Consider the following 19,948-nt stretch of genomic DNA (forward strand, 5'->3'; position numbering starts at 1 on the left):
TCCACCTTCGCCAGGTGCTGTAGTGATCGGCGCCGGGTCGGCGGGTCGTGGTACGGCGAAGCCGGCGCCTACCACGGCGCCAAGCCGCGATCGTTTCGCGGTCACAGCACTGGCAGCACCGGCAGCACCGGCCGGGCGCGTCTCCGACCGGTCACGGAATTCGCGATCACCCTGACGGCGGCCGACCAGATTTGTCAGTATCCGCTCATGTCCCGCTCTCGCCGTCGCCTCATGGTCACCGCCGCGGCCTGCCTGTCCCTGCTCGGGCTCGGCACGGTCGTCGTCATGGTCCTGGTCAGGCTCGACCTCGGCGAGAAACTGCACCTCGGGGACGCGGCCGGCGTGCTGCTCACGACGGTCGCGCTCGTGGTGCCGCTGGTCCTGTGGCTCAGGCGGGCGTGGGCGGCCGGGCCGCCCGAGGACGTCGCCGAGGCCAAGCGGGTGCTCGCGGAGCTGGTGCACGACCGGTGGGCCGAGGAGCGGGCGATCCGCGCGCAGGGGGCGCCGGCCATCCCGGTCCCCTGGCACCTGACCCGGCGCACCACGACGATGGACCACGCCCGGCTGGTCGCCGACGGCGACATCTCCGGCGACGCGGCCGACGACGAGTGGCTCGTGGCGACGTTCCGCGCCCTGCGCCGGCGTCGCCTGGTGATCACCGGCGGCGCGGGCACGGGGAAGACCACGCTGGCCGTCCGGCTTCTGCTGCTGCTCATCGAGACCCGCACCTCCGAGGAGCCGGTACCGGTGCCGGTGTCGCTCGCCGACTGGGACGTCGAGGTCCACCCGCGCCTGCACGACTGGCTGGCCGAGCGGCTGCGCACGGACTACGGGGTGTCGCGGGGACGGGGAAAGGGCGCGGACGGCGCCGACCTGCTGGTGCGGCGCGGCCACGTCCTGCCGGTCCTGGACGGCCTGGACGAACTGCCCGAGCCGGCCCGGCCCCGGGTGATCGCCGCCCTGAATAGAACGCTGGCAGAGCGCGACCAGGTGATCCTCACCTCCCGGACCGACGAGTACGGCGAGGCCGTCAAGAAGTCCGGCCGGGTGCTGAAGGGCGCCGCGGTCATCGCCCCCAAGGCGCTCGACCCCAAGGTCGCGATCGGTTACCTGACCGACGACCTGCCACCGGACCGCACCCCGGCCTGGGACCGGACGCTGCGCGCGATGGAGAACGGCGAGGCGCCCGCGCTCGCCGCGGCGACCAGGACCGCGCTCGGGCTGTGGCTCGTGCGCACCGTCTACATCGAGCGGGGCGCCGATCCCACACCCCTGGCGACCGTCTACGCGGGCGACGACGCCGCGCTGCGCGCGCACCTGCTCGACGAGCTCATCCCCGCCCTGCTCGACCGGCCACCCGCCCGGCCGTCCGCCAACGACCCCTTCCGTCCGCGCCACACTTGGGACCCTGTCCGCGTACGCGGATGGCTGTCGGCCCTGGCCCGGCTGTCGACGGCCCACGGCACGCGTGAAGTGGCCTGGTGGCGCATCGCGCGGCAGGCGGCCGCCCCGCCGGGGCGGCGGCCGTCATGGCGCGTCCGGGGATGGGCCGTCTCCTGGACCGGCATCCTGTACGGCCTGCCCGCCGCGCTGCCGCCGATCGCGGCCGGCCGCGCCCCGCTGGGCCTGGCCCTGTGGTTCGCCTACGGCCTAGGTACGGCGTCGATGGCCTCGGACACGCCCGCCTTCTCCCGCCCGGCGCTGCCGAACCACCTCGCCCGCCTGGTACGCGAGCAGAGCGGGCCCTTCCGGCTCACCATGCTGTCCATTCCCGGCCTGGGCCTGCCGATGGGGGTCGTCACCGGGGCGGTCTACGGATTCTGGCAGGGGGTCGGCATGGCGGTGATGACCACGGCCGGCCTCTGGCTGACGATCGCGGCCCCGCGACCGGCGGAGCCGGACGAGGAGCGGCCGCCTCGATTCACCAGCGCCCTCACCCCGATGGCGGTATGGCGGGCCAACCGGGCGCTGACCGGCATGCGGCTTCTCACCGGGCTGCTCATCGGCACGGCGCTGGCCCTCGGCGCCGGCTGGGTGTTGCGGCAGATGGGCGGCGAACCGGGCGACCGGCTGCGCGAGCTCGGCCTCGGACTGTTCGTCGGCGGCATGCTCGCCACGTTGACGCAGCGGGGACGGCGGGCCTGGGCGGCCACCGTGTTCACCCTGCCGCTGCTGGCCGCGACCGGCCGGCTGCCGCTGCGCCTGATGACGTTCCTGGACGACATGCACAAGACCGGCCTGCTCCGCGCCGTAGGCCCCCTCTACCAGTTCCGCCACGCCGAACTCCACGACCACCTCGCCCGCGTCTCCCCCGACGCCACGCGTTCGGCCGTGTCCTGATCCCCGAGGAGGCGGCTACCGACGCTGTGTCTGCCGAAGCGCGCCGCTCATGCGGTCACCCGGCGCTCGCGCCCTCATGCGGGTCTCCGGGGGCCGATCAGGGGAAAGGTTCGCATGCGATGCCGGTCGCCCCGCCCGCGCGCCGGCCGGCGTCCTGAGCCGGCGGCGCGGACCGCGCGGGGACGCGCCAGCGGGCCCAGACCGTCTTGCCGACGACGCCGGAACGCGTGGTGACGCCGCATTCGGCGGCCAGGGCCTCGACGATGGCCAGGCCGCGGCCGTGGACGGCCTCCACGCCCAGGTCCAGCCGGCGCGGCCGTCCGCAACCATGGTCGGTGACCTCGATCCGGAGCTCGTCGCCGCGTGCCGACAGGGCCAGCCCTATCGACGGCGCGCCGTAGGCCAGCGCGTTCGCCAGCAACTCACCGGTCGCCAGCACCACGTCGTCCGCCAACGCCTGGAGCCCCCAGGACAGCAGGGTCTCCCGCACCATGCCGCGCGCCTTGCCGGCCATCGACAGGTCGTGCGGCAGCTCCCAGTGGACGACGCGGGCGTCCGGCGTGCTGTCGGGCATGTTCGCTCCTCGGGGTGGACGCGGCGCGGGCGGGAGGACGGTAGGCCAGGGCGGCAGGCTCACGGTCCGCCCTGGTGACTGGGAGTGACCAGTGGGCGGAGGCGGCGGGATGGCGGGGTGCGCCTGCGGGGACGGCGGGTGCCCCGGTGACGGGGATGAGGCGGCTCCGGTGCGACCAGGCCGCTCGGCCTCGCGTATGAGTGCGCTGAGTTCGTCGACCGCGCGGGACCGGACGATTAGGGGCTCGGGTGTCTCCCAGATGGCCACGGCGTAGAAGCACCTGGCGCCGACCCCGTACCAGACCGTCCAGGCGGGTTCCAGTCGGTCGAGCTGACGGGCGGCGGCCCGCTTCGCCGGATCCCACCGCCCGGGCTGGACCTCGTTCACAGGAGCCCCCACCCGATGCCTGCCACCCCGGCCCGTCCCGATCTCACGCGCTGCCATTCCACCCCCCTGACAGGTACGGCGAAGATCGCCCCGCGGCGCTGTCGTCCCGGTGACAAACCCCTAACCGACTGCGGCGGCGACTGGTGGTCGACTCCGGGCCCTCCCCCACTCCGACGGCCATTCTTATCTCCTTATATTTGGACATAATGGACGACCTTTTGACACCCCTATATGGGACGCCCAATTGGCCGAGCGGACGGGCATCGCCCTTGCCACCCAGCTCCTCGAACCGCTTCACAGCGTGCTCCCGACCGGCTACTTTGTGCAGCGAAAGACGGGCCACATAGCCGGACGCTTTGTACTGCCGCTGTGCTCGCCGTGCTTAAGGAGTAGCGCATTCCACCCGACGGAGCCGTCATGCCCATTCCTCTCGACCCCGATCCGACAGAGCGGCCGCTGGCCTTTCTGTGCGCCGAAATGCGCAAGCACCGACTGCGGTGCGACTTCACCCAGGACCGCCTGGCGCGGATCATCCAGTTCAGCCAGAGCCTCGTCGGGTTCATCGAGCGCGGCGAGCGCACCCCGAGCCAGAACTTCATGCAGCGCTACGACGACGCCGTGGACGCCGGCGGCGAGCTCGTCCGCCTCTGGGCGCAACTGACCCGAGGCGCGAGCCCCCGCTGGTTCCGCGACTGGCTCGAAGTCGAACAGGAAGCCCACACCCTGCACAGCTGGGAGCCTTTGTACATCCCGGGACTGCTCCAGAGCGAGGACTACGCGAGGGTCGTCATCTGCGGAGAACCTGGGATATCAGTGGCACAGGTCGACAAAGCGGTAACCGCACGAATGGAACGGCAGGCGATCTTCCAGCGACCCCAACCGCCTATGTTCCGCGTGTTGCTGGACGAAGGCGTCTTGCACCGCCCGATCGGCGGAAAGAAGGTCATGCAGCGCCAGCTCGCGCGTCTACTGGAAGCGGTAGAGTCGCCGCGGATCGGAATTCAGATCATCCCTATGGCACTGGGCGTCACGACAGGGCTCCTGGGTGGATTCGCTATCGCGCAACTCCCAAGAAGCCCGGATAATGTCTATATCGAATCCGCGACCCATGGGCATGTGACAGACCGTCCGGAGGATGTCGAGGCCATCCACGCCAGGTACGACGCTCTTCGCGCCACGGCGCAACCCGAACACGCGTCCATCGAGCTGATCAGAGAGGCGGAGAAGCAGTGGACCTGAGTGACGAGCTGAGAACCGCGACCTGGCGCAAGGCGACCAAGAGCGGATCCAACCAAGGAAACTGCCTGGAAGTGGCTCCGCTGTCCGAGGGGCGAGTCGGGCTGCGGGACACCGAGGCGCCCGAGAAGGCCCCCTTCGTCCTCAGCGCTACCGTTTGGGACGCCTTCATCGACGGCGCTAAAAACGGCGAGTTCGACTTCTAGCCCGCCACGCCACACAGCGCCGTCCCGGTCATGAAGCCTCCGCATGAGGTGTCGCGAGCTTGCGCGCTCGCACCTCCGCCGCGAGTTTCTCCAGTGCGGCCTCTTTTTCGGAATCCGCCCGCAAGGGGAGCCCCGAAGCACGGCGCCGCTCTCGAGCCCGCTCCTTCACCGCATCCCAGGCCGCTGCACTCATGCATACTCCCTGCTCGCTCGTTGTGCTCTGAACCTTGGCAGGTGATCGACAGCAAGAGAGGGCCATTCTGGTGACAGGAGCAAGCGGGGGATCCGATGAAGAGGTGAAGTCTCCGCGCCGCAGGTCGCGGGCCTCCCGGTTGCGGTCGCGTAACTCGTCGGCTGCGCCGACCTGAGCGGTCAGGTCAGGACCCCGGGCCGGACGCGGCAACTCTGATGAGCGCTCGGAGGCGGCGGATAGTAGAGGGCCGCGGTTGACCTTCGTGTGGGGCGAGGGTGCAGGGTCGGTGCCGTGAGCGAGAGCGTGGAGCTTCACACCGTCGGCCGCATCGCGCGGCGTACCGGCCTGTCGGTGCACACCATCCGGTTCTGGTCGGACATCGGCGTCGTGCCGCCGACGGTGCGTTCGGCCGGCGGGTACCGCCTGTACGACGCGGCGGCCGTCGCCCGGTTCGACCTCGTCCGGACGCTTCGCGACCTCGGCATCGGCCTGGAGACCGTCCAGGCGATCCTGACGAACCAGGTTTCGGTCGCCGAGGTCGCCAAGGCGCACGTCCGCGCCCTCGACGCCGAGATCCGCACCCTGAGACTGCGCCGCGCCGTGCTGAACGGCATCGCGGAGCGCGGCGGCACCGCAGAGGAGACCGTGATGACGCACAGACTCGCCCGGCTGTCGGCCGCCGAACGGCAGCGGGTCATCGACGATTTCGTGGCGGGGATCTTCGCCGGGATCGGCCCGCGGGAGGATGCCTTGATCGTCGCGGAGTGGATGCGGGAGCTTCCCGCCGAGTTGCCCGACGACCCGGACGCCCGCCAGATCGACGCGTGGCTGGAGCTGGGCGAGCTGGTCGCCGACGAGGGCTTCCGGGCCCGGCTGCGGCGCATCGTCCTGGACGGGGTCTTCGGGCCGCCGATCGAGGACGGCTTCGACCTGAGGCGGCGGGTGCTGGAGGAGGCCGGCCACGCCCTGGCCGGAGGGATCGCACCGGAGACGGCGGCGGGCGGAGACGTCCTGGACGCGTCGTCGGGCCGGACCTGCCGGCGGCGGAACGGGCCGAGTTGCGCGACCGCCTCCGGACGCTCGCCGACGTCCAGGTCGAGCGCTACTGGCACCTGCTCGCCGTCCTCAACGGCCGCGAGCCCGGCCCGTCGGTCATCCCCGCGTTCGACTGGCTCATCGCCGCCCTGCGCACCAACGGCTGACCCCGGGCGGGGCCGCCCGGCCCCGGGGCGAGGAACCAGCGGACGGTCGTTGGCGTTGAGGTCGATGCCTTCTACGACTGAGCGACGGCGGCCAGGTTCACCACGCGGACGCCGCCGTCCTGCCTCCTGAAGATGACACCGCTGCCTGACGAGGGCCCGGACTGATGGAAGATCCAACGGATACGGTCCTGACCTTCGGAATCCCTGGGAGGGGCTCGGCCGCGAACGCTCGGGCCACCATCGAGTTCACAGCGCGCGCCTCTGACCGCGCTCGCGTTCAGCCTCCTGGAGTTGCTGCCACTTCACCATCGACCGCTTGATCTCCTCGCGTACGAACGCGAAGAACCGTCGGGTCTCCTCCAGCCGCCGTCCGGCGGGAGAGTCGGGACCCAGGACCGCGATGCCCTCGTCGGCGCCTTCCTGTAGCCGGGCCAGCACCGGGTCGGACTGGCTGACGTAGTGGCTCCAGGTGTGCTCGTGGATGCGGCAGAAGTCGTGTCGGCCACCGGGTTCGCGACCGCGTTCGACCAGTCGCACCTGCGCCAGGTACTTGACCGCCCCCGAGATCGCTGACGCGCCGACGCCCAGTCGCTCGGCGAGTTCGGCGGCCGACAGCTTGCCGGAGTCGGTGACCAGCAGTGCGGCGTACACGCGCGCGGCCATCCGGGGCATGCCGGATTCGACCATGATCTGCGCGAACCGTTCCTGGTAGCCGGCAGTGGCGTTCTCATCCGCTTGTGTCACCGAAGCTCCCTATCTGCCGTTGACAATCAAAAAGTTTTCGCGAACTTCACGAAATTCGTGAAATACGTCTAGTGTAGCTGCATGAGAGACACCGAGCTCGTCGGAGTGCAACAGACCCTAAGCCCCGTCCTCAAGGCCAAAGCGCTGGACAACCGACTACCGGACCCGATCCTCGGTGACCGGTACGCCGAGCAGGCGATGCGCCGCCTCGACCCCGGCTACGACAAGCGCAGATTCGGCACCAGCCAGATGGGCCTCGCCGCCGTGGTGCGCGCCAAGGCCCACGACGACTGGGCGCGAAGCTTCCTCGCCGACCACCCTGACGCCGTGGTGCTGCACCTGGGCTGCGGTCTCGACGCCCGGGTGTACCGGATCGACCCGCCCGCCACCGTCGACTGGTACGACCTGGACTATCGATCCGTCATCGACCTGCGGCGGCGATTCCTGCCACCACGCGAGCACTACACCCTGATCGACTCCGGTGTCACCGACCTGACCTGGCTGGAACGCATTCCCCGCGGCCGGCCGGTGCTGATGATCGCCGAGGGATTGGTGCCCTATCTGACCGAGACCGACGTCCGGCGGCTGCTGATCAGCGTCGTCGATGCCTTTCCCGCCGGACAGATACAGTTCGACACGGTGTCGGTCTGGGCGTGGCGCACCTCGAAATGGCATCCCGTGCTGCGCAAGTACGGCACCCAGTTCCACTGCGGCTTCAACGACCCGGCAGAGCCGGCCGATTGGCACCTGCGGCTCGAATACGTCGATGAGGCGCCGATGTCCGACTCGCCGGTGCTGATGGCCAAGGCGCCCGCGAACGTACGCCGCGTGTACCGCGTCCTAAATGCGCTGCCGGGCATGAAGCGGTCCACCCGCATCGTGCGGTTCCGCTTCTGACACGGCCGATGGCCGTCACTGTGGCCGTTCGCCGCGTTGACCCGGTCCGCCGGCCCCTCGACCCTCGGACCCCTCAGACGGGGTCAGAGCTCGGCGAGGATTGCGGTGAGGGCCTTCTTGGTCTCGGAGGCGGGGACGGCGTCGATGCACAGGCGTTCCATGACGGCCTGGTAGCGGTCGAGGTCCTCGCGCTTGTCCAGGTAGATGGCGCTGGTGAGCTGCTCCAGGTAGACCACGTCGGGCAGGTCGCGCTCGGAGAAGCGCAGGAGGCTGAACGGGCCGCCGGCCGCCGCGTGGCCGCCGGCGCTGAAGGGCATCACCTGGACGGTGATGTTCGGCGAGGCGATGGCCTCGATGAGGTGCCTGATCTGGCCGCGCATGACCTCGGCGCCGCCCAGGGGGCGGCGAAGGGCCGCCTCGTCGACGACGGCCCACAGGTGCGGGGGGTTGGCCCTGCCGAGTACCTTCTGCCGGGCCATCCGCAGGTCGACCCGCCGCTGGACCTCCTCCTCGACGCCGTCCGGGTGGCCGAGCAGGACGACGGCCCTGGCGTACTCGGGGGTCTGGAGCAGACCGGGGACGAACTGCACCTCGTAGCAGCGGATGCGGGTGGCGGCCTCTTCGAGCCCGACGTACGCCTCGAACCAGTTGGGCAGGATGTCGTCGTAGTTGTGCCACCAGCCGGGGCGGTTGGCCTGCGAGACCAGCGAGAGCAGGGCCTCACGCTCGCGCTCGTCGCTCACTCCGTACAGGGTGAGGAGGTCGGCGACGTCGCGGGCGCGGAAGCTGACCCGTCCCAGCTCCATGCGGCTGATCTTGGAGTGCGAGGCGCGGATGGAGTGCCCGGCCGCCTCCAGGGTGATGCCGCGGCTCTCGCGCAGCCGGCGGAGCTGGGAGCCCAGGAGGATGCGCAGGACCGTGGAACTGCCCCGTTCCCGAGCCATCAGATTGAGCGGGGTCTCGTCCCCTTCGGCTCGGGCTGTGATCATGGCCAGTCCTTAGAAGAGCAGCAGTTCAGATTCACTTCTCGCGGTGACAGAGAAGTTCACGATACCCCCGGGCGGCCAATACGGATATACCCCAACATCACCCTTAGGCTACGATTTTGGACACTCCGTAGCCGCCGGATCGGTCAAAGTGCCAGGTCATCGAACTCGCCGTTCTTCGCCCCCTGGATGAAGGCGGCAATTTCTCCCCGACTGTAAATCAGGGCCGGACCGGAGGGATGGCGGGAGTTGCGCACGGCCACCTCGCCCCCCGGGAGCTCGGCGAGCTCGACGCAGTTGCCACTGGGGTTGCTGTAGACGCTCTTGCGCCACCGCACCCCTGAGAGCGCGGTCGCGGCCACGCCGTTGGAGATCTCGTTCATCCCTGCTCACACATCCCCGAAGCCGACGAATCTGACATCGTTCCTGAAAAGGGGCCTTCATCCTGATGGGCGCCCCAAACGGGCTGCCTTCGCCCGCGAGTCAGCATACCGGTGTGCGGATGCACGTGCATCGGTACTTGCATCTGCACACCGGGCCGGGCAATATGGGCATGAGGCGTAAACCCCCCGGCGATATGCCCTAAACCCCCTGAGGCTTCCCTATGAATGGGTGCAGAACACAGCTCGCCAAACCCGCTCAGACAGGGGACGAGAGGTGGGAGGGCTGGCTCGACGAGCTGGGCCGCGCCCTTTCCTCGGGCGACTCGCGGGCCGCGTCCGGCGCCCCGGGAGACACCCCGGACGACGACGGGATCCGCCTCGAACGGTGCGAACTGCGCGGCGACCCCCAAGCGGCCCGCACCGCTCGCCGGTTCACCCGGGCCACGGTGCGCGAATGGGGCCTGGACGGCCTCGCCGACGACGCCGAACTGGTGATCGGTGAGCTGGTCATCAACGCCCTGCGGCACGGGCTCAGCAGCCGCGCCGCCGCCCCTGCCGCCCACCCGGTGCGGGTCGTGCTCGCCCACACCGGCGAGTCGCTGATCTGCGTCGTCACCGACCCGAGCGACCGCTCCCCCGCCCCCCGCCCGCCCGACGCCGACTCCGAGGGCGGGCGGGGGCTCCAGGTCGTCGCGGGCGTCAGCCACCGATGGGGCTGGGCCCCCGGCCACCCCGGCAAGGCCGTCTGGGCCGGGTTCACCCTCCCCCGCGGCACCGCGCGCCCGGCGCGGCACCTGGAGATCTGCCGCTGACGGTGCGCGCTCCCCGCCGCGGCCGGCCGCGCTCCGCCGCCCCTCCGCCACGTAGTGCCCGGAACGATGGTCGCTGTCGTGTCCGCGGCGCTACCATCGGGTTCCGGCGAGATGGGGTGTGATGACGAGGTTCCCGAAACTCGAGCCTCTCGGCTTCGATCCGACCATCCCCAACCAGGCCCGCATCTATGACTACCTCGTCGGCGGCAAGGACAACTTCGCGGCCGACCGCGAAGCCGCGCGCTGGGCTCTGTCCGTCGCGCCAGAGCTGCCCATGATGTGCCGCGAGGGGCGCCGGTTCCTCGAGCGCGTGGTGCGCCACCTCGCCGGGCGCGGCGTCCGGCAGTTCGTCGATGTCGGGTGCGGCCTTCCCACACAGGGCAACGTCCACGAGATCGCCCAGGCTGCCGCGCCGGGGTCCCGCGTGGTCTACGTCGACAACGACCCGGTGGTCGTCACGCACGCCCGGGCCCTGCTGGAGGACGAGGAGCACACGGCGGTCATCGAGGCCGACATGCGCGAACCCGATCAGGTCCTCGGCCATCCCCGCCTGAAGTCGCTGATCGACCTGGGGAGCCCGGTCGCGATCCTGCTGTTCTTCGCGCTGGACGTGATCCCCGAGGACGAGCTGGCCGCCCACATCGTCGGCCGGTTCCGCGACGCCATCGCCCCGGGCGGGTACGTGGCCATCGGCCACAGCGTCTCGGACCTGCGGCCCGAGGCCACCGCCGGGCTCGCCGACCTCTACCAGAGCCGCGGCGTGGTCACCGGCCACGCCCACAGGGAGCAGCAGCGCACCAAGGCCGACGTCGAGGGCCTGTTCGACGGCCTGTCGCTCGTCCCGCCGGGCGTGGTGTACATCCCGGCCTGGGGGGCGGACGCCGGGCAGGACACCCTCGACCCGCGCGCGATCTGGTCGGTCGGCGGCGTCGGCCGCAAAGACGCCTGACGCGACGACCCCAGGCGCCCATCACGCCGGACCGCGCCACCGCCTGACCTGCCGGAGCGGCGGCACCGCCCGACGTGCCGGGCCGCGACGAAGCCCCGCACGTCCGGGCGAGGGCGGCGGCGGCCCGGGGCCGGGCTCGGGCGGGGGGCAGGCGTACCGTGGCCAGGGACGGCACCGTCGCGCGCTCTTCCGGAGCCGACCGGCCGGGGGCGCCGCGGGGAACGGCCCCAGGGAGTCCGCCATGTCCGCTACCACCATCGCCGGCGCCCCCACCACGACCAGCCCCTCCCGGGAGCTGGCCACCGTGCTCGGCCTGGTCGCGCTGTTCGCACCGTTCGGCAGCGACATGTACCTGCCGGGACTGGCGTCGATGGCGGCCGAGCTGCGCACCGGCACGGTCGGCGCGCAGCTCACCTTCTCGGCCTTCCTGCTCGGCATGGCCGCGGGCCACCTGGCGCTGGGACGGCTGTCTGACCGCTATGGCCGCAGAGGACCGCTGCTGGCGTGCCTCGCGGTCTGCGCGGTCGCCGGGGCCGTGTGCGCGCTGGCGCCCACGATCGGCGTCCTGATCGGCGCGCGGTTCGTCCAGGGGCTGACCGGCGCGGCCGGCGTCGTGATCGCCCGCGCCGTCGTGTCCGACCTCGCGCGCGGACGCCGCGCCGTCCGCGTCTTCGCCGCCCAGATGTGGGCGCTGGCCGCCGTGCCCGTCGTCGCCCCGCCGATCGGCGGGGCGCTGGTCGCGGTGGCCGGCTGGCGGGCGGTGTTCGGCGCGCTCGCCCTGCTGTCCCTGCTGATGTTCCTGGCCGCGCTGATCGCCCTTCCCGAGACGCTTCCCCTGCACGCCCGGGCGGTGAGCCCGCCGCTGCGCCGCCGCGACCTGTCCGTTCTGCGCACCCAGGGCCGCCTCGCCCCCGTCCTGGCCTTCGTTCTGGCGTTCGGGGCGCTGGCGGCCTACCTGGCCGCGGCCCCGTTCTTCCTGCGGGCTCTCGGGCTGCCTCTCGCCGGCGTCGGGCTCACCCTCGGCCTGAACGCGCTGGCGCTGGTGCTGGTCGCCGCGGTGGGCGCACGGATCGCCCACCGCTTCCGGCCGCTGGCGCAGGCGCAGGCGGGAATGGCCGTCCTGCTCGCCTGCGCCGCCGTGCTCTGGGCACTGGCGGCGACCGGATGGCTGACGGCCGACACCTGCCTGCCGCCGCTGCTGCTCGCCGTCGCGTCGCTGGGCCTGGTGCTGGGCGACACCTCGGCGGTCGCCTTCGGCCGGACGACCCGCGCCGCCGGGACCGCCGCGACCCTGACCGCCACCGCGCAGTTCGCCTTCGGCGCGCTGATGGCCCCGCTGGCCGGGGTGGCCGGCGCCCGCAGCGTCATGCCCATGGCGCTGATCATGGGTGTCTGCGCGATGTTCGCCCTGGTGGCGCTGGCCGTGAGCGAGTCGTCCATGATGCCGGGCGACCACTCGGGAACGGCAGGCATCGGTAGCGGGTATTGCGATCAACCGGAGTGACGCCCACACTCGAATCGGGCGACGCCGTGTAACAGGCGCGCGCGCACCCTTGGGGGGTGGTCCTGGTGGACGAAGGCTTCAGCACCCGGGAGACCTGGCCGTTCGAGTGCCTCCGCTGTCTTTCGGTGTGGGAGGAGGAGTACGTCGTCCGGCATCTGTCCGACAGCCACGGTAACGACGCCGACGTCTGGTTCCGCGCCGAGCTGCTGGTCCAGCCGCCGTGGTCGGGCACCCGCTGCCCGTCGTGCGGCGATACGGGCGTGAAGACGTTCCCGCGCGGCTACCTCGCCCGACATCCCGAGCTCCGCACCGCCCCGCCTGTCGTGCCCACGCTCTCGCCCGTCCCGCCGGCGGCCTCGCCCGCCGTGGCCGCCGCACGAACGCGCCCCGCGCGGGCCGGGCGGGCGCGCCTTCCGGCGGCGCTCGCGCGGTGGCCGGTCGCCGCCCGGGCGCGCGTCTCGGCGGCCTACGCGGTGATCGGGCTCTCGGTCGCGCTGTTCGCGAGCCTCGGTGTGTTCGAGGTCCTGCGCGCCGCCCACCGCGTGCACTGACACGCGCGGCGCCGCGCGCGGTTGAAAAAAACTTCACCGCCGGAAAGAACACAACTGTCAACGGCGGGCCCCCTCCGGGCCCTTCCGCGACCTCCGGCGCCCCCGCCATGATCTCGAATGATTACGGACCGTTGGTACCGTTCAGAGGATCGAGTCCTAATTTGTCACTGATGTCACGGGAGATGGGCCCGGCTCGGCCCGCACGTAACGGCGAATCACACTTAACTTTTGCCCCATACCCCGTAAAATCCGCCGATGTGAACGATGGTCATCAGGCTCCACAGGAGCTTCCGGTCCGCGAACGCTCGTTCCGGACCAGCTCCGGCCGGCATCGGCGCCCCGTGCCCGCGCAGCTCCCTCCGGACGCGCCGGCGCTCGTGCTCGCCGCGCCCGGCACCGGCGGCGACGTCCCCGCCGCGGTCAAGACCATCGTCAGTGTGGACCATCCCCAGCTCGACGTCCGGCTGGTCCACCTGGGCGACACCAAGACCAGCCTGGCCGAGACGCTCACCGACTGCGCCGCCGACCGGCCGAAGGAGTCGCCCGCCGCGATCGTGGTCCCGCTGGTCACCGGACCGCACCAGCAGGTGTACCGCGCCATCCGCGAGGCGGTCGCCGAGAGCGACGTCATGACGACCATCGCCGACCCGCTCGGGCCCCACCCGCTGCTCGCCGAGGCTTTGCACGTCAAGCTGTCCGACAGCGGGCTCGCGCGCGCCGACCGCATGCGCCTGTTCAACATCGCGGCCCCGGTGGACGGCATCATCGTCGCCACGGTCGGCGGCCAGGAGGCCGTGCGGGCGGCGGACGCCACGGTCGTCCTGCTGGCCGCCCGCCTCACCCTCCCGGTCGTCGCGGCCTCGCTGGACGCCCGGCCGGGCGTCGGCGACGCCGCCCAGCGGCTGCGCAACATCGGCGCCTCGCGGCTGGCGCTGGCGCCGTTCCTCATCGGCCCCGAGATCGACCCGCAGAAGATCACGGCGGCGGCCGAGTCGGTCGGAGCCGGATGCGCCGAGCCGCTCGGCGCGCACGGCGCGGTCGCCCAGCTCGTCGCCCTCAGCTACGGAAGCTCGCTCACCGGCATCGACGACTGAACCCCCTCGACGGCGGGCCAGGTGTGCACGGGATCGCCGCCGAAGGCCAGCTCGCGGTAACGCCCCAGCATGGCCGCCCGCGCGCCCGGCTCCTCGCCTAGGGCGGCCAGCGCCTCGCGCTGCCAGACGGCGCCGGTGCGGCGCAGCCGGACGCGTTCGGCGATGACCGACAGATGGCGGCTCGCCTCGCCGGGGTCCACGCCCGCCGACAGCAGCCCGTCGTGCGCCACCGGCAGCAGGTCTGCGACCAGCCGGGACGCCGGGACGGTGTCGAGCCGGCCCGGCCAGGCCAGCTCGGCGTCCAGCCCGTTGCGCGCCGCCCGGTAGAAGTTGCGGTAGGCGTCGGCGAAGGGGAAGCCGCCGATCCACGCGGGCCGGGCCGCCATCGCCGTCACCAGGCCGAGCACGAAGGCCGCGTTGGCCGCCATGTCCGCGCAGGTGGGCCCGGCCGGCAGGGCCCGCAGCTCCACCCGCAGGTGCCCCCCGTCCGCCGGGTCGTACACCGGCCGGTTCCACTGCCACACCGTGCCCTGGTGCAGGCGCAGCTCCGCCAGCCGCGGGACGCCGCCCCCACGGGTCACCACCAGCGGGTCCTCCTCCTCGTCGAGCACCGGGATGACCGGCTCGTACTCGCGGACGCTCTGCTCGAACACCTCACCGGCGCCGCTCTCCACCCAGCCGGACCCGAAGCAGACGCGGCCGTCCACCCGCCACGGCCGTTCCATGTCGCGGTCGTCGACCGCCGCCTCGAACAGCGCGATGCGCGTCTCCTCCCACAGGTCTCGCCCGAGGAAGGACGGGGAGTTGCCGCTGACCGCGAGCACCGGGCCGATGGCGAGCTGGGCGGCGTTGTAGACGCGGGCGAACTCCTCCGGCGCGGTGCGCAGATGCACCTGCCAGGAGGTGTTGGCGCTCTCCAGGATGACGTCCTCCACCTCCAGCTCCAGGCGCTCGTTGCCGTGGATCTGCACGCGGAACGGCTCGGCGCGCACCCGGCGGATCCCCCGGCTCATCGCGCGGTAGCGGGTCTCGTCGCTCATGGCGTCGCGGGTGAAGTCGAATTCGGTCAACGTGGGCAGGATGCCGATCGGCACCACCCGGCCGCCCTGCGATCGGGCCGCGTCGTCGACCAGGTCCATCAGCCGCCGCATCTCCTCCGTGAGCGCGCTGAACGGCTTGCCGGCCATCGGCGCCGGGGTCAGGTTGACCTCCAGGTTGAAGCTGCCCAGCTCCAGCACCACCCGGTCGTCGCCGGCGGCGTCGCGGACCTGCTTGTTGCGGCGCAGCGGGCGTCCGTCCTCGTCGATGAGGAAGAGCTCGAGCTCGGCGCCGACGGTCGCCGGCCCGACGCCGAATCCGGGCCTGGCCAGCAACTCGCGGAGCGCGATGAGCGAATCCTTCAGGCGCTCGCCGAAACGCCCGTACTCCGCCTCGGAGAACCGCTCCTTGGCTACCTGCTGTCCCATCGTGTCGTCCCCCATGTGCGGCCTCGGGTCTCACCCCCTCCCTGTCCCGGCGCCGGGTTTTCATGCCTGGTAACAGGCACGCCGTCGATCGTCGTGAACCATTGACTCCGCACAGCCGAATCGGTATGCCTGGACAACGCCATTTGTGGGGTGAGGGCCCCTTGTGGGGAGGCGATGGCAATGCGGGTGCTCGTGCACGCCTATCCGTGGGACGTGATCGGTGATCCTCTGTTCACCGCGCGGATGCAGGCGCTCGGCGACGTCGGAGTGAACCTCGCCTCCGCCTACCACACCGTCAGGGCGGCGACCCCCTGGCATCCCGACCACGCGTACATGGACGCCCGGCACGCCGCGCTCTACCGCCCGCTCCGCCGGGAAGCCTGGGATGGGCGCCGCCTGGTGCCCGGCACGCCCGCCTGGATGCGCGACGCGGACCCGTTCGGCACCGCCGCGCGCACCCTGGCCGACGCCGGCGTCCCGGTGACGGCGTGGATCGTGCTGACGCACAACTCGCGGCTGGGCGAGGCCCATCCGGACGTGAGCGTGGTCAACTGCTTCGGGCAGCACTACCCGTGGGCGCTGTGCCCCTCGCGCGCCGAGGTGCGCGAGTACGCCGCCACGCTGGCCGCCGAGGCCGTGCGCGACGTGCCGCTGGCCGGGGCGCTGCTGGAGGCCTGCGGGCAGCTCGGCGCCGACCACGGCGGCCACCACGACAAGACCGACGGCGCCTACGACGCGCGGGCACGGCGCATGCTGTCGGTGTGCTGCTGCGAGGCCTGCCAGGCGGGCTGGGCGGCGGCCGGGGTGGACCCCGTGCGCACGGTGCGCGAGGTGCGGGCCGCCGTGCGCTCCCGCGAGCACGACCTCGACCAGGCGACGGCGGCCGCCGTCCTGGCCGTGCGCCACCAGGCGGCCGACGCGCTGCGCCACCAGGTGATCGAGGCGCTCCCCCCAGCTCTGCGCATCAGCCTGCACGCCGGCCCCGACCCGTGGGCCACGGGCGCCAACCCCGGCCTCGGCCCGCAGGCGGGCAAGGACGTCGACGCCGTCGTCGTGCAGTGCTGGCCCACCGGCCAGGAGTCCGCCGACCGGGTGCGCATCACCCGGCACATGCTGCCCGAGCAGGTGGCGGTGGGCGCCTACGTGACCGCGCTGCCGCCGGTGCGGCAGGAGGACATGGCGCCCCACGTGCGGCGCCTGGCGGAGGCCGGCGCCCAGGAGGTGCACCTGTACCACGCGGGGCTGGCCGGGCCCGCCCGGCATGGCCTGCTGGCTGAGGCGGCCTCGACGGCGGCGAGCCTGTGACGGCGCAGGCACCCGCCCTCCCCGACCCCTGCGAGAGGGAAGCGTCAACCCGGGGTTGACGGACGACATCGCGTCAACCTATGGTTGACGCATGCAACCGACACCCGTTCGTCTGGACGACCTCATCGAGTACATCAAGACAAACCACGCCGCAGGCGGCGCCCTCCAGCAGCTCAGCGGGGCCGTGCTGCTCGGCGAGCACCTCGGCGAGGTGGCCGACCACCTCATCGGCCACTTCGTCGACCAGGCCCGCAAGGCCGGCGCCTCCTGGACCGAGATCGGCCAGAGCATGGGCGTGACCAAGCAGGCCGCCCAGAAGCGGTTCGTGCCCAAGGGAGGCGAACCGTTCGACCTCACCTCATTCGCCCGGTACACCACCCGTGCCCGCAGCGTCGTCGTGGCCTCGCAGGAAGAGGCCCGCCAGTCCGGGCACGGCCACATCGCCTCCGAGCACCTGCTGCTCGGCCTGCTGCACGAGCCGGACGCGCTCGCGGGGCGGGCCATCACCGAGCAGGGCGTGCCGCTGGAGCGGGTGCGCGAAGCCGCCCTGGCCTCGCTCGGCCCGGCCGGCGAGCGGCCCGCCGGGCAGGAGGGCGCCGGCGAGGTGGCCTTCACCGCCGAGAGCAAGAAGGTGCTCGCCCTGACCGTGCGGGAGGCGTTGCGGCTCGGCCACAACTACATCGGCACCGAGCATCTCCTGCTCGCCCTGCTCAGCACCGAGGAGGACCCGGCCGCCCAGGTGCTGGCCGCCCTGGGAGTCACCCCGCAGGCCTCCGAGGCCTCGATCCTCGCCGCCCTCGGAGAGATCACACGCGCCAAGGAGAACCCGCCCGGGGCCTGACGCGGCTCCAGGAGAACCGCCTGAATCGTCACGCGGGCTCAGGGGAACCGCCCGGAGTGTCACACGGGCCCAGGAAACCCGCCCGGAGCCTGACACAGGCTCAGGAGAACGGAGCCCCGGCGAACGTCCGGGGACCGGGGCGCGTGAGAGGTTCACGCCGCACCGGGGTCTCGCGGGCGCCCGGCCGCCTTCCTGACCAGCGCTCCGGCGGGTGGGGGTCTTGGATTCGTGGTCGTCCGTGGCCCGGGCCCGGCCGCGGGCGACCACGCCGTCCCGCACCACGGTCATAAGGTGACAGGTGTGGCCACGTCCGGTCATCCGGCATCGAGACGACGGACGCTGCCGATATCGTGATATATCAGGATATCGAGGAGGACTGGTGCAGCGTCTGACCCCTGAACAACTGAGAAGCCACCGGTGGTACGGCACCGACGGGCTCCGCTCCTTCAGCCACCGTGCGCGAACCCGTCAGCTCGGCCTGTCCGCCGAGGAGCACATGGGCCGCCCGGTCATCGGCATCCTGAACACCTGGAGCGAGCTGAACCCGTGCCACATCCACCTGCGCGAGCGGGCGCAGGACGTCAAGCGCGGGGTCTGGCAGGCCGGCGGCTACCCGGTGGAGCTGCCGGTGATGTCGCTGTCGGAGTCCTTCATGAAGCCGACCACCATGCTGTACCGCAACCTGCTGGCCATGGAGACCGAGGAGCTGCTGCGCGCGCATCCCGTCGACGCGGCCGTGCTCATGGGCGGGTGCGACAAGACCACGCCGGCGCTGATCATGGGCGCCATCAGCATGGACATCCCGGCGATCTTCGTGCCGTCCGGCCCCATGATCCCGGGCAACTACCGCGGCGAGGTGCTCGGCAGCGGCAGCGACATGTGGCGCTACTGGGCCGACAAGAAGGCGGGCCTGGTCGGCGAGGCCGAGATGAGCGGCGTGGAGGAGGGCATCGCCCGCTCCCCCGGCCACTGCATGACCATGGGCACCGCCTCGACCATGACCTCGGTCGCCGAGGTGCTCGGCATGACGCTGCCCGGCGCGGCCTCCATCCCGGCCGTGGCCTCGGCGCACAACCGGATGGCCGCCGCCACCGGCCGCCGCGTCGTCGAGATGGCCTGGGAGGACCTGCGCCCCTCCGTCATCCTCACCGCCGAGGCGTACGCGGACGCGGTGACCACCATCCTGGCGCTCGGCGGCTCCACCAACGCGGTCATCCACCTCATCGCCATGGCGCGCCGCAGCGGCGTGGAGCTGACGCTCGACCATTTCGACGAGGCCTCGCGGCGCGTGCCGGTGCTCGCCGACCTGCGCCCGAGCGGCGCCTTCGTCATGGAGGACTTCTACCTGGCCGGCGGCCTGCCCGGCCTGCTGAGCCGCGTCCGCGACCTGCTCCACCCCGACCGGCCCACGGCCGTGGGGGCCACCCTGGGCGAGACGCTGGAGCGGGCCGAGGTCTTCGACGACAAGGTCATCCGCACCCGGGACAACCCCCTGTCGCAGGAGGGTGGCCTGGCCGTTCTGCGCGGCAACCTCGCCCCGTCCGGCGCGGTGATCAAGCACGTCGCCGCCGAGCCGAGGCTGCTCAAGCACACCGGGCCCGCGGTGGTGTTCGACGGGCACCGCGACCTGATGCGGCGCATCAACGACGAGAGCCTGCCGATCACGGCCGACTCGGTGCTGGTGCTGCGCGGCGCCGGCCCGCACGGCGGCCCCGGGATGCCCGAGCACGGTATGCTCCCGATCCCCGACCGGCTGCTCAAGATGGGCGTACGCGACATGGTGCGCATCTCCGACGCCCGGATGAGCGGCACCAGCTACGGCGCGTGCGTGCTGCACGTCGCGCCGGAGTCGCACGTCGGCGGCCCGCTCGCGCTGGTGCGCGACGGCGACCCGATCACCCTGGACGTCGAGGCGCGGCGCCTGTCGCTGGAGGTCCCCGAGGAGGAGCTGGAACGCCGCCGCACCGCCTGGCGGGCTCCCGAGCCGGTGTTCCAGCGCGGGTACGGCAGCATGTTCACCGCCCACATCCTCCAGGCGGACCAGGGCTGCGACTTCGACTTCCTGCTCGGCACCGGAGGCGCTCCGGAGCCGGACATCGGCTGAGGACGATCCGCCGTCCCCGGCACCGTGACGGCGGGCCAAGCGACCCTGGCACGGTGGCGGCGTCTCCTAGTGCGGTGACCACATACGTTCACCGGGCGCGGCTCTCCATCCCCGGCCACGTGCCGCAGTGATCGGCGCCGGGTCGGCGGGTCGTGGTACGGCGATGCCGGCGCC

General features: G+C 72.0%; 18 protein-coding genes. 13 read left to right on the forward strand and 5 right to left on the reverse strand.

What is annotated here, in order from left to right; translation table 11 throughout:
* Positions 1–207: 207 nt before the first annotated feature.
* Positions 208–2,340, forward strand: a complete 2,133-nt coding sequence (locus ABZT47_RS29655) for an NACHT domain-containing protein (protein ID WP_354849145.1) — start codon at positions 208–210, stop codon at positions 2,338–2,340.
* Between the two features lie 97 nt (positions 2,341–2,437).
* On the opposite strand, the gene ABZT47_RS29660 is transcribed toward ABZT47_RS29655, so the two are convergent.
* Entirely contained in the window at positions 2,438–2,914 is a 477-nt protein-coding gene (locus ABZT47_RS29660; RefSeq protein WP_354849148.1) for an ATP-binding protein, read from the reverse strand.
* Between the two features lie 804 nt (positions 2,915–3,718).
* Here ABZT47_RS29660 and ABZT47_RS29665 point away from each other — a divergent pair.
* From ABZT47_RS29665 to ABZT47_RS29675, 3 genes are all read left to right on the forward strand, one after another.
* A complete protein-coding gene (locus ABZT47_RS29665) occupies positions 3,719–4,540 on the forward strand; it encodes a helix-turn-helix transcriptional regulator (RefSeq protein ID WP_354849150.1) in 822 nt (273 codons plus the stop codon).
* On the forward strand, positions 4,531–4,743 hold the full coding sequence (locus ABZT47_RS29670; RefSeq protein WP_354849153.1) for a DUF397 domain-containing protein: 213 nt from the start codon (positions 4,531–4,533) through the stop codon (positions 4,741–4,743). Before ABZT47_RS29665 ends, ABZT47_RS29670 begins: the two co-directional genes overlap by 10 nt.
* A 484-nt stretch (positions 4,744–5,227) precedes the next feature.
* Positions 5,228–6,268, forward strand: a complete 1,041-nt coding sequence (locus tag ABZT47_RS29675; RefSeq protein WP_354849156.1) for a MerR family transcriptional regulator — start codon at positions 5,228–5,230, stop codon at positions 6,266–6,268.
* A 116-nt stretch (positions 6,269–6,384) separates the two neighbouring features.
* On the opposite strand, the gene ABZT47_RS29680 is transcribed toward ABZT47_RS29675, so the two are convergent.
* On the reverse strand, positions 6,385–6,882 hold the full coding sequence (locus tag ABZT47_RS29680) for a MarR family transcriptional regulator (RefSeq protein WP_354849159.1): 498 nt from the start codon (positions 6,880–6,882) through the stop codon (positions 6,385–6,387).
* An 81-nt stretch (positions 6,883–6,963) separates the two neighbouring features.
* Here ABZT47_RS29680 and ABZT47_RS29685 point away from each other — a divergent pair, with 81 nt between their 5' ends.
* Positions 6,964–7,779, forward strand: coding sequence for a class I SAM-dependent methyltransferase (locus tag ABZT47_RS29685; RefSeq protein WP_354849161.1), 816 nt, complete (start codon positions 6,964–6,966; stop codon positions 7,777–7,779).
* Between the two features lie 83 nt (positions 7,780–7,862).
* Here ABZT47_RS29685 and ABZT47_RS29690 read toward each other — a convergent pair whose 3' ends face one another.
* Both ABZT47_RS29690 and ABZT47_RS29695 read right to left on the reverse strand, forming a co-directional pair.
* On the reverse strand, positions 7,863–8,768 hold the full coding sequence (locus ABZT47_RS29690; RefSeq protein ID WP_354849164.1) for a helix-turn-helix transcriptional regulator: 906 nt from the start codon (positions 8,766–8,768) through the stop codon (positions 7,863–7,865).
* A gap of 143 nt (positions 8,769–8,911) precedes the next feature.
* Complete coding sequence (locus tag ABZT47_RS29695) at positions 8,912–9,148, reverse strand: DUF397 domain-containing protein (protein ID WP_354849167.1); 237 nt, start codon at positions 9,146–9,148, stop codon at positions 8,912–8,914.
* Between the two features lie 221 nt (positions 9,149–9,369).
* Here ABZT47_RS29695 and ABZT47_RS29700 point away from each other — a divergent pair, with 221 nt between their 5' ends.
* The 5 genes from ABZT47_RS29700 to ABZT47_RS29720 all read left to right on the forward strand — a co-directional run bounded on the left by ABZT47_RS29700 (position 9,370) and on the right by ABZT47_RS29720 (position 14,058).
* The gene (locus ABZT47_RS29700; RefSeq protein WP_354849169.1) at positions 9,370–9,960 is read left to right on the forward strand and encodes an ATP-binding protein; all 591 of its coding nucleotides are present in this window, start codon (positions 9,370–9,372) and stop codon (positions 9,958–9,960) included.
* Between the two features lie 121 nt (positions 9,961–10,081).
* A complete protein-coding gene (locus tag ABZT47_RS29705) occupies positions 10,082–10,909 on the forward strand; it encodes an SAM-dependent methyltransferase (RefSeq protein ID WP_354849172.1) in 828 nt (275 codons plus the stop codon).
* 241 nt (positions 10,910–11,150) lie between these two features.
* The gene (locus ABZT47_RS29710) at positions 11,151–12,413 is read left to right on the forward strand and encodes a Bcr/CflA family efflux MFS transporter (protein WP_354849175.1); all 1,263 of its coding nucleotides are present in this window, start codon (positions 11,151–11,153) and stop codon (positions 12,411–12,413) included.
* Between the two features lie 56 nt (positions 12,414–12,469).
* On the forward strand, positions 12,470–12,964 hold the full coding sequence (locus ABZT47_RS29715) for a hypothetical protein (RefSeq protein ID WP_354849178.1): 495 nt from the start codon (positions 12,470–12,472) through the stop codon (positions 12,962–12,964).
* A 257-nt stretch (positions 12,965–13,221) separates the two neighbouring features.
* Entirely contained in the window at positions 13,222–14,058 is an 837-nt protein-coding gene (locus tag ABZT47_RS29720; protein ID WP_354849180.1) for a hypothetical protein, read from the forward strand.
* Here ABZT47_RS29720 and ABZT47_RS29725 read toward each other — a convergent pair.
* Positions 14,025–15,524, reverse strand: coding sequence for a glutamate--cysteine ligase (locus tag ABZT47_RS29725; protein WP_354849183.1), 1,500 nt, complete (start codon positions 15,522–15,524; stop codon positions 14,025–14,027). The two genes, ABZT47_RS29720 and ABZT47_RS29725, sit on opposite strands and share 34 nt — an antisense overlap.
* 180 nt (positions 15,525–15,704) lie before the next feature.
* Here ABZT47_RS29725 and ABZT47_RS29730 point away from each other — a divergent pair, with 180 nt between their 5' ends.
* The 3 genes from ABZT47_RS29730 (at position 15,705) to araD (ending at position 19,774) form a co-directional block, all read left to right on the forward strand.
* Positions 15,705–16,829, forward strand: coding sequence for a hypothetical protein (locus ABZT47_RS29730; protein WP_354849186.1), 1,125 nt, complete (start codon positions 15,705–15,707; stop codon positions 16,827–16,829).
* A gap of 91 nt (positions 16,830–16,920) precedes the next feature.
* Positions 16,921–17,670: a Clp protease N-terminal domain-containing protein gene (locus ABZT47_RS29735; RefSeq protein ID WP_354849188.1), complete on the forward strand. Its 750-nt coding sequence runs from the start codon at positions 16,921–16,923 to the stop codon at positions 17,668–17,670.
* Between the two features lie 379 nt (positions 17,671–18,049).
* Positions 18,050–19,774, forward strand: coding sequence for an L-arabinonate dehydratase (gene araD / locus ABZT47_RS29740; protein WP_354849191.1), 1,725 nt, complete (start codon positions 18,050–18,052; stop codon positions 19,772–19,774).
* Positions 19,775–19,948 lie beyond the last annotated feature (174 nt).

It is taken from the genome of Sphaerisporangium sp. NPDC005289 (assembly GCF_040607455.1).
GTDB classification, from domain to species: Bacteria; Actinomycetota; Actinomycetes; order Streptosporangiales; family Streptosporangiaceae; genus Sphaerisporangium; species Sphaerisporangium rhizosphaerae.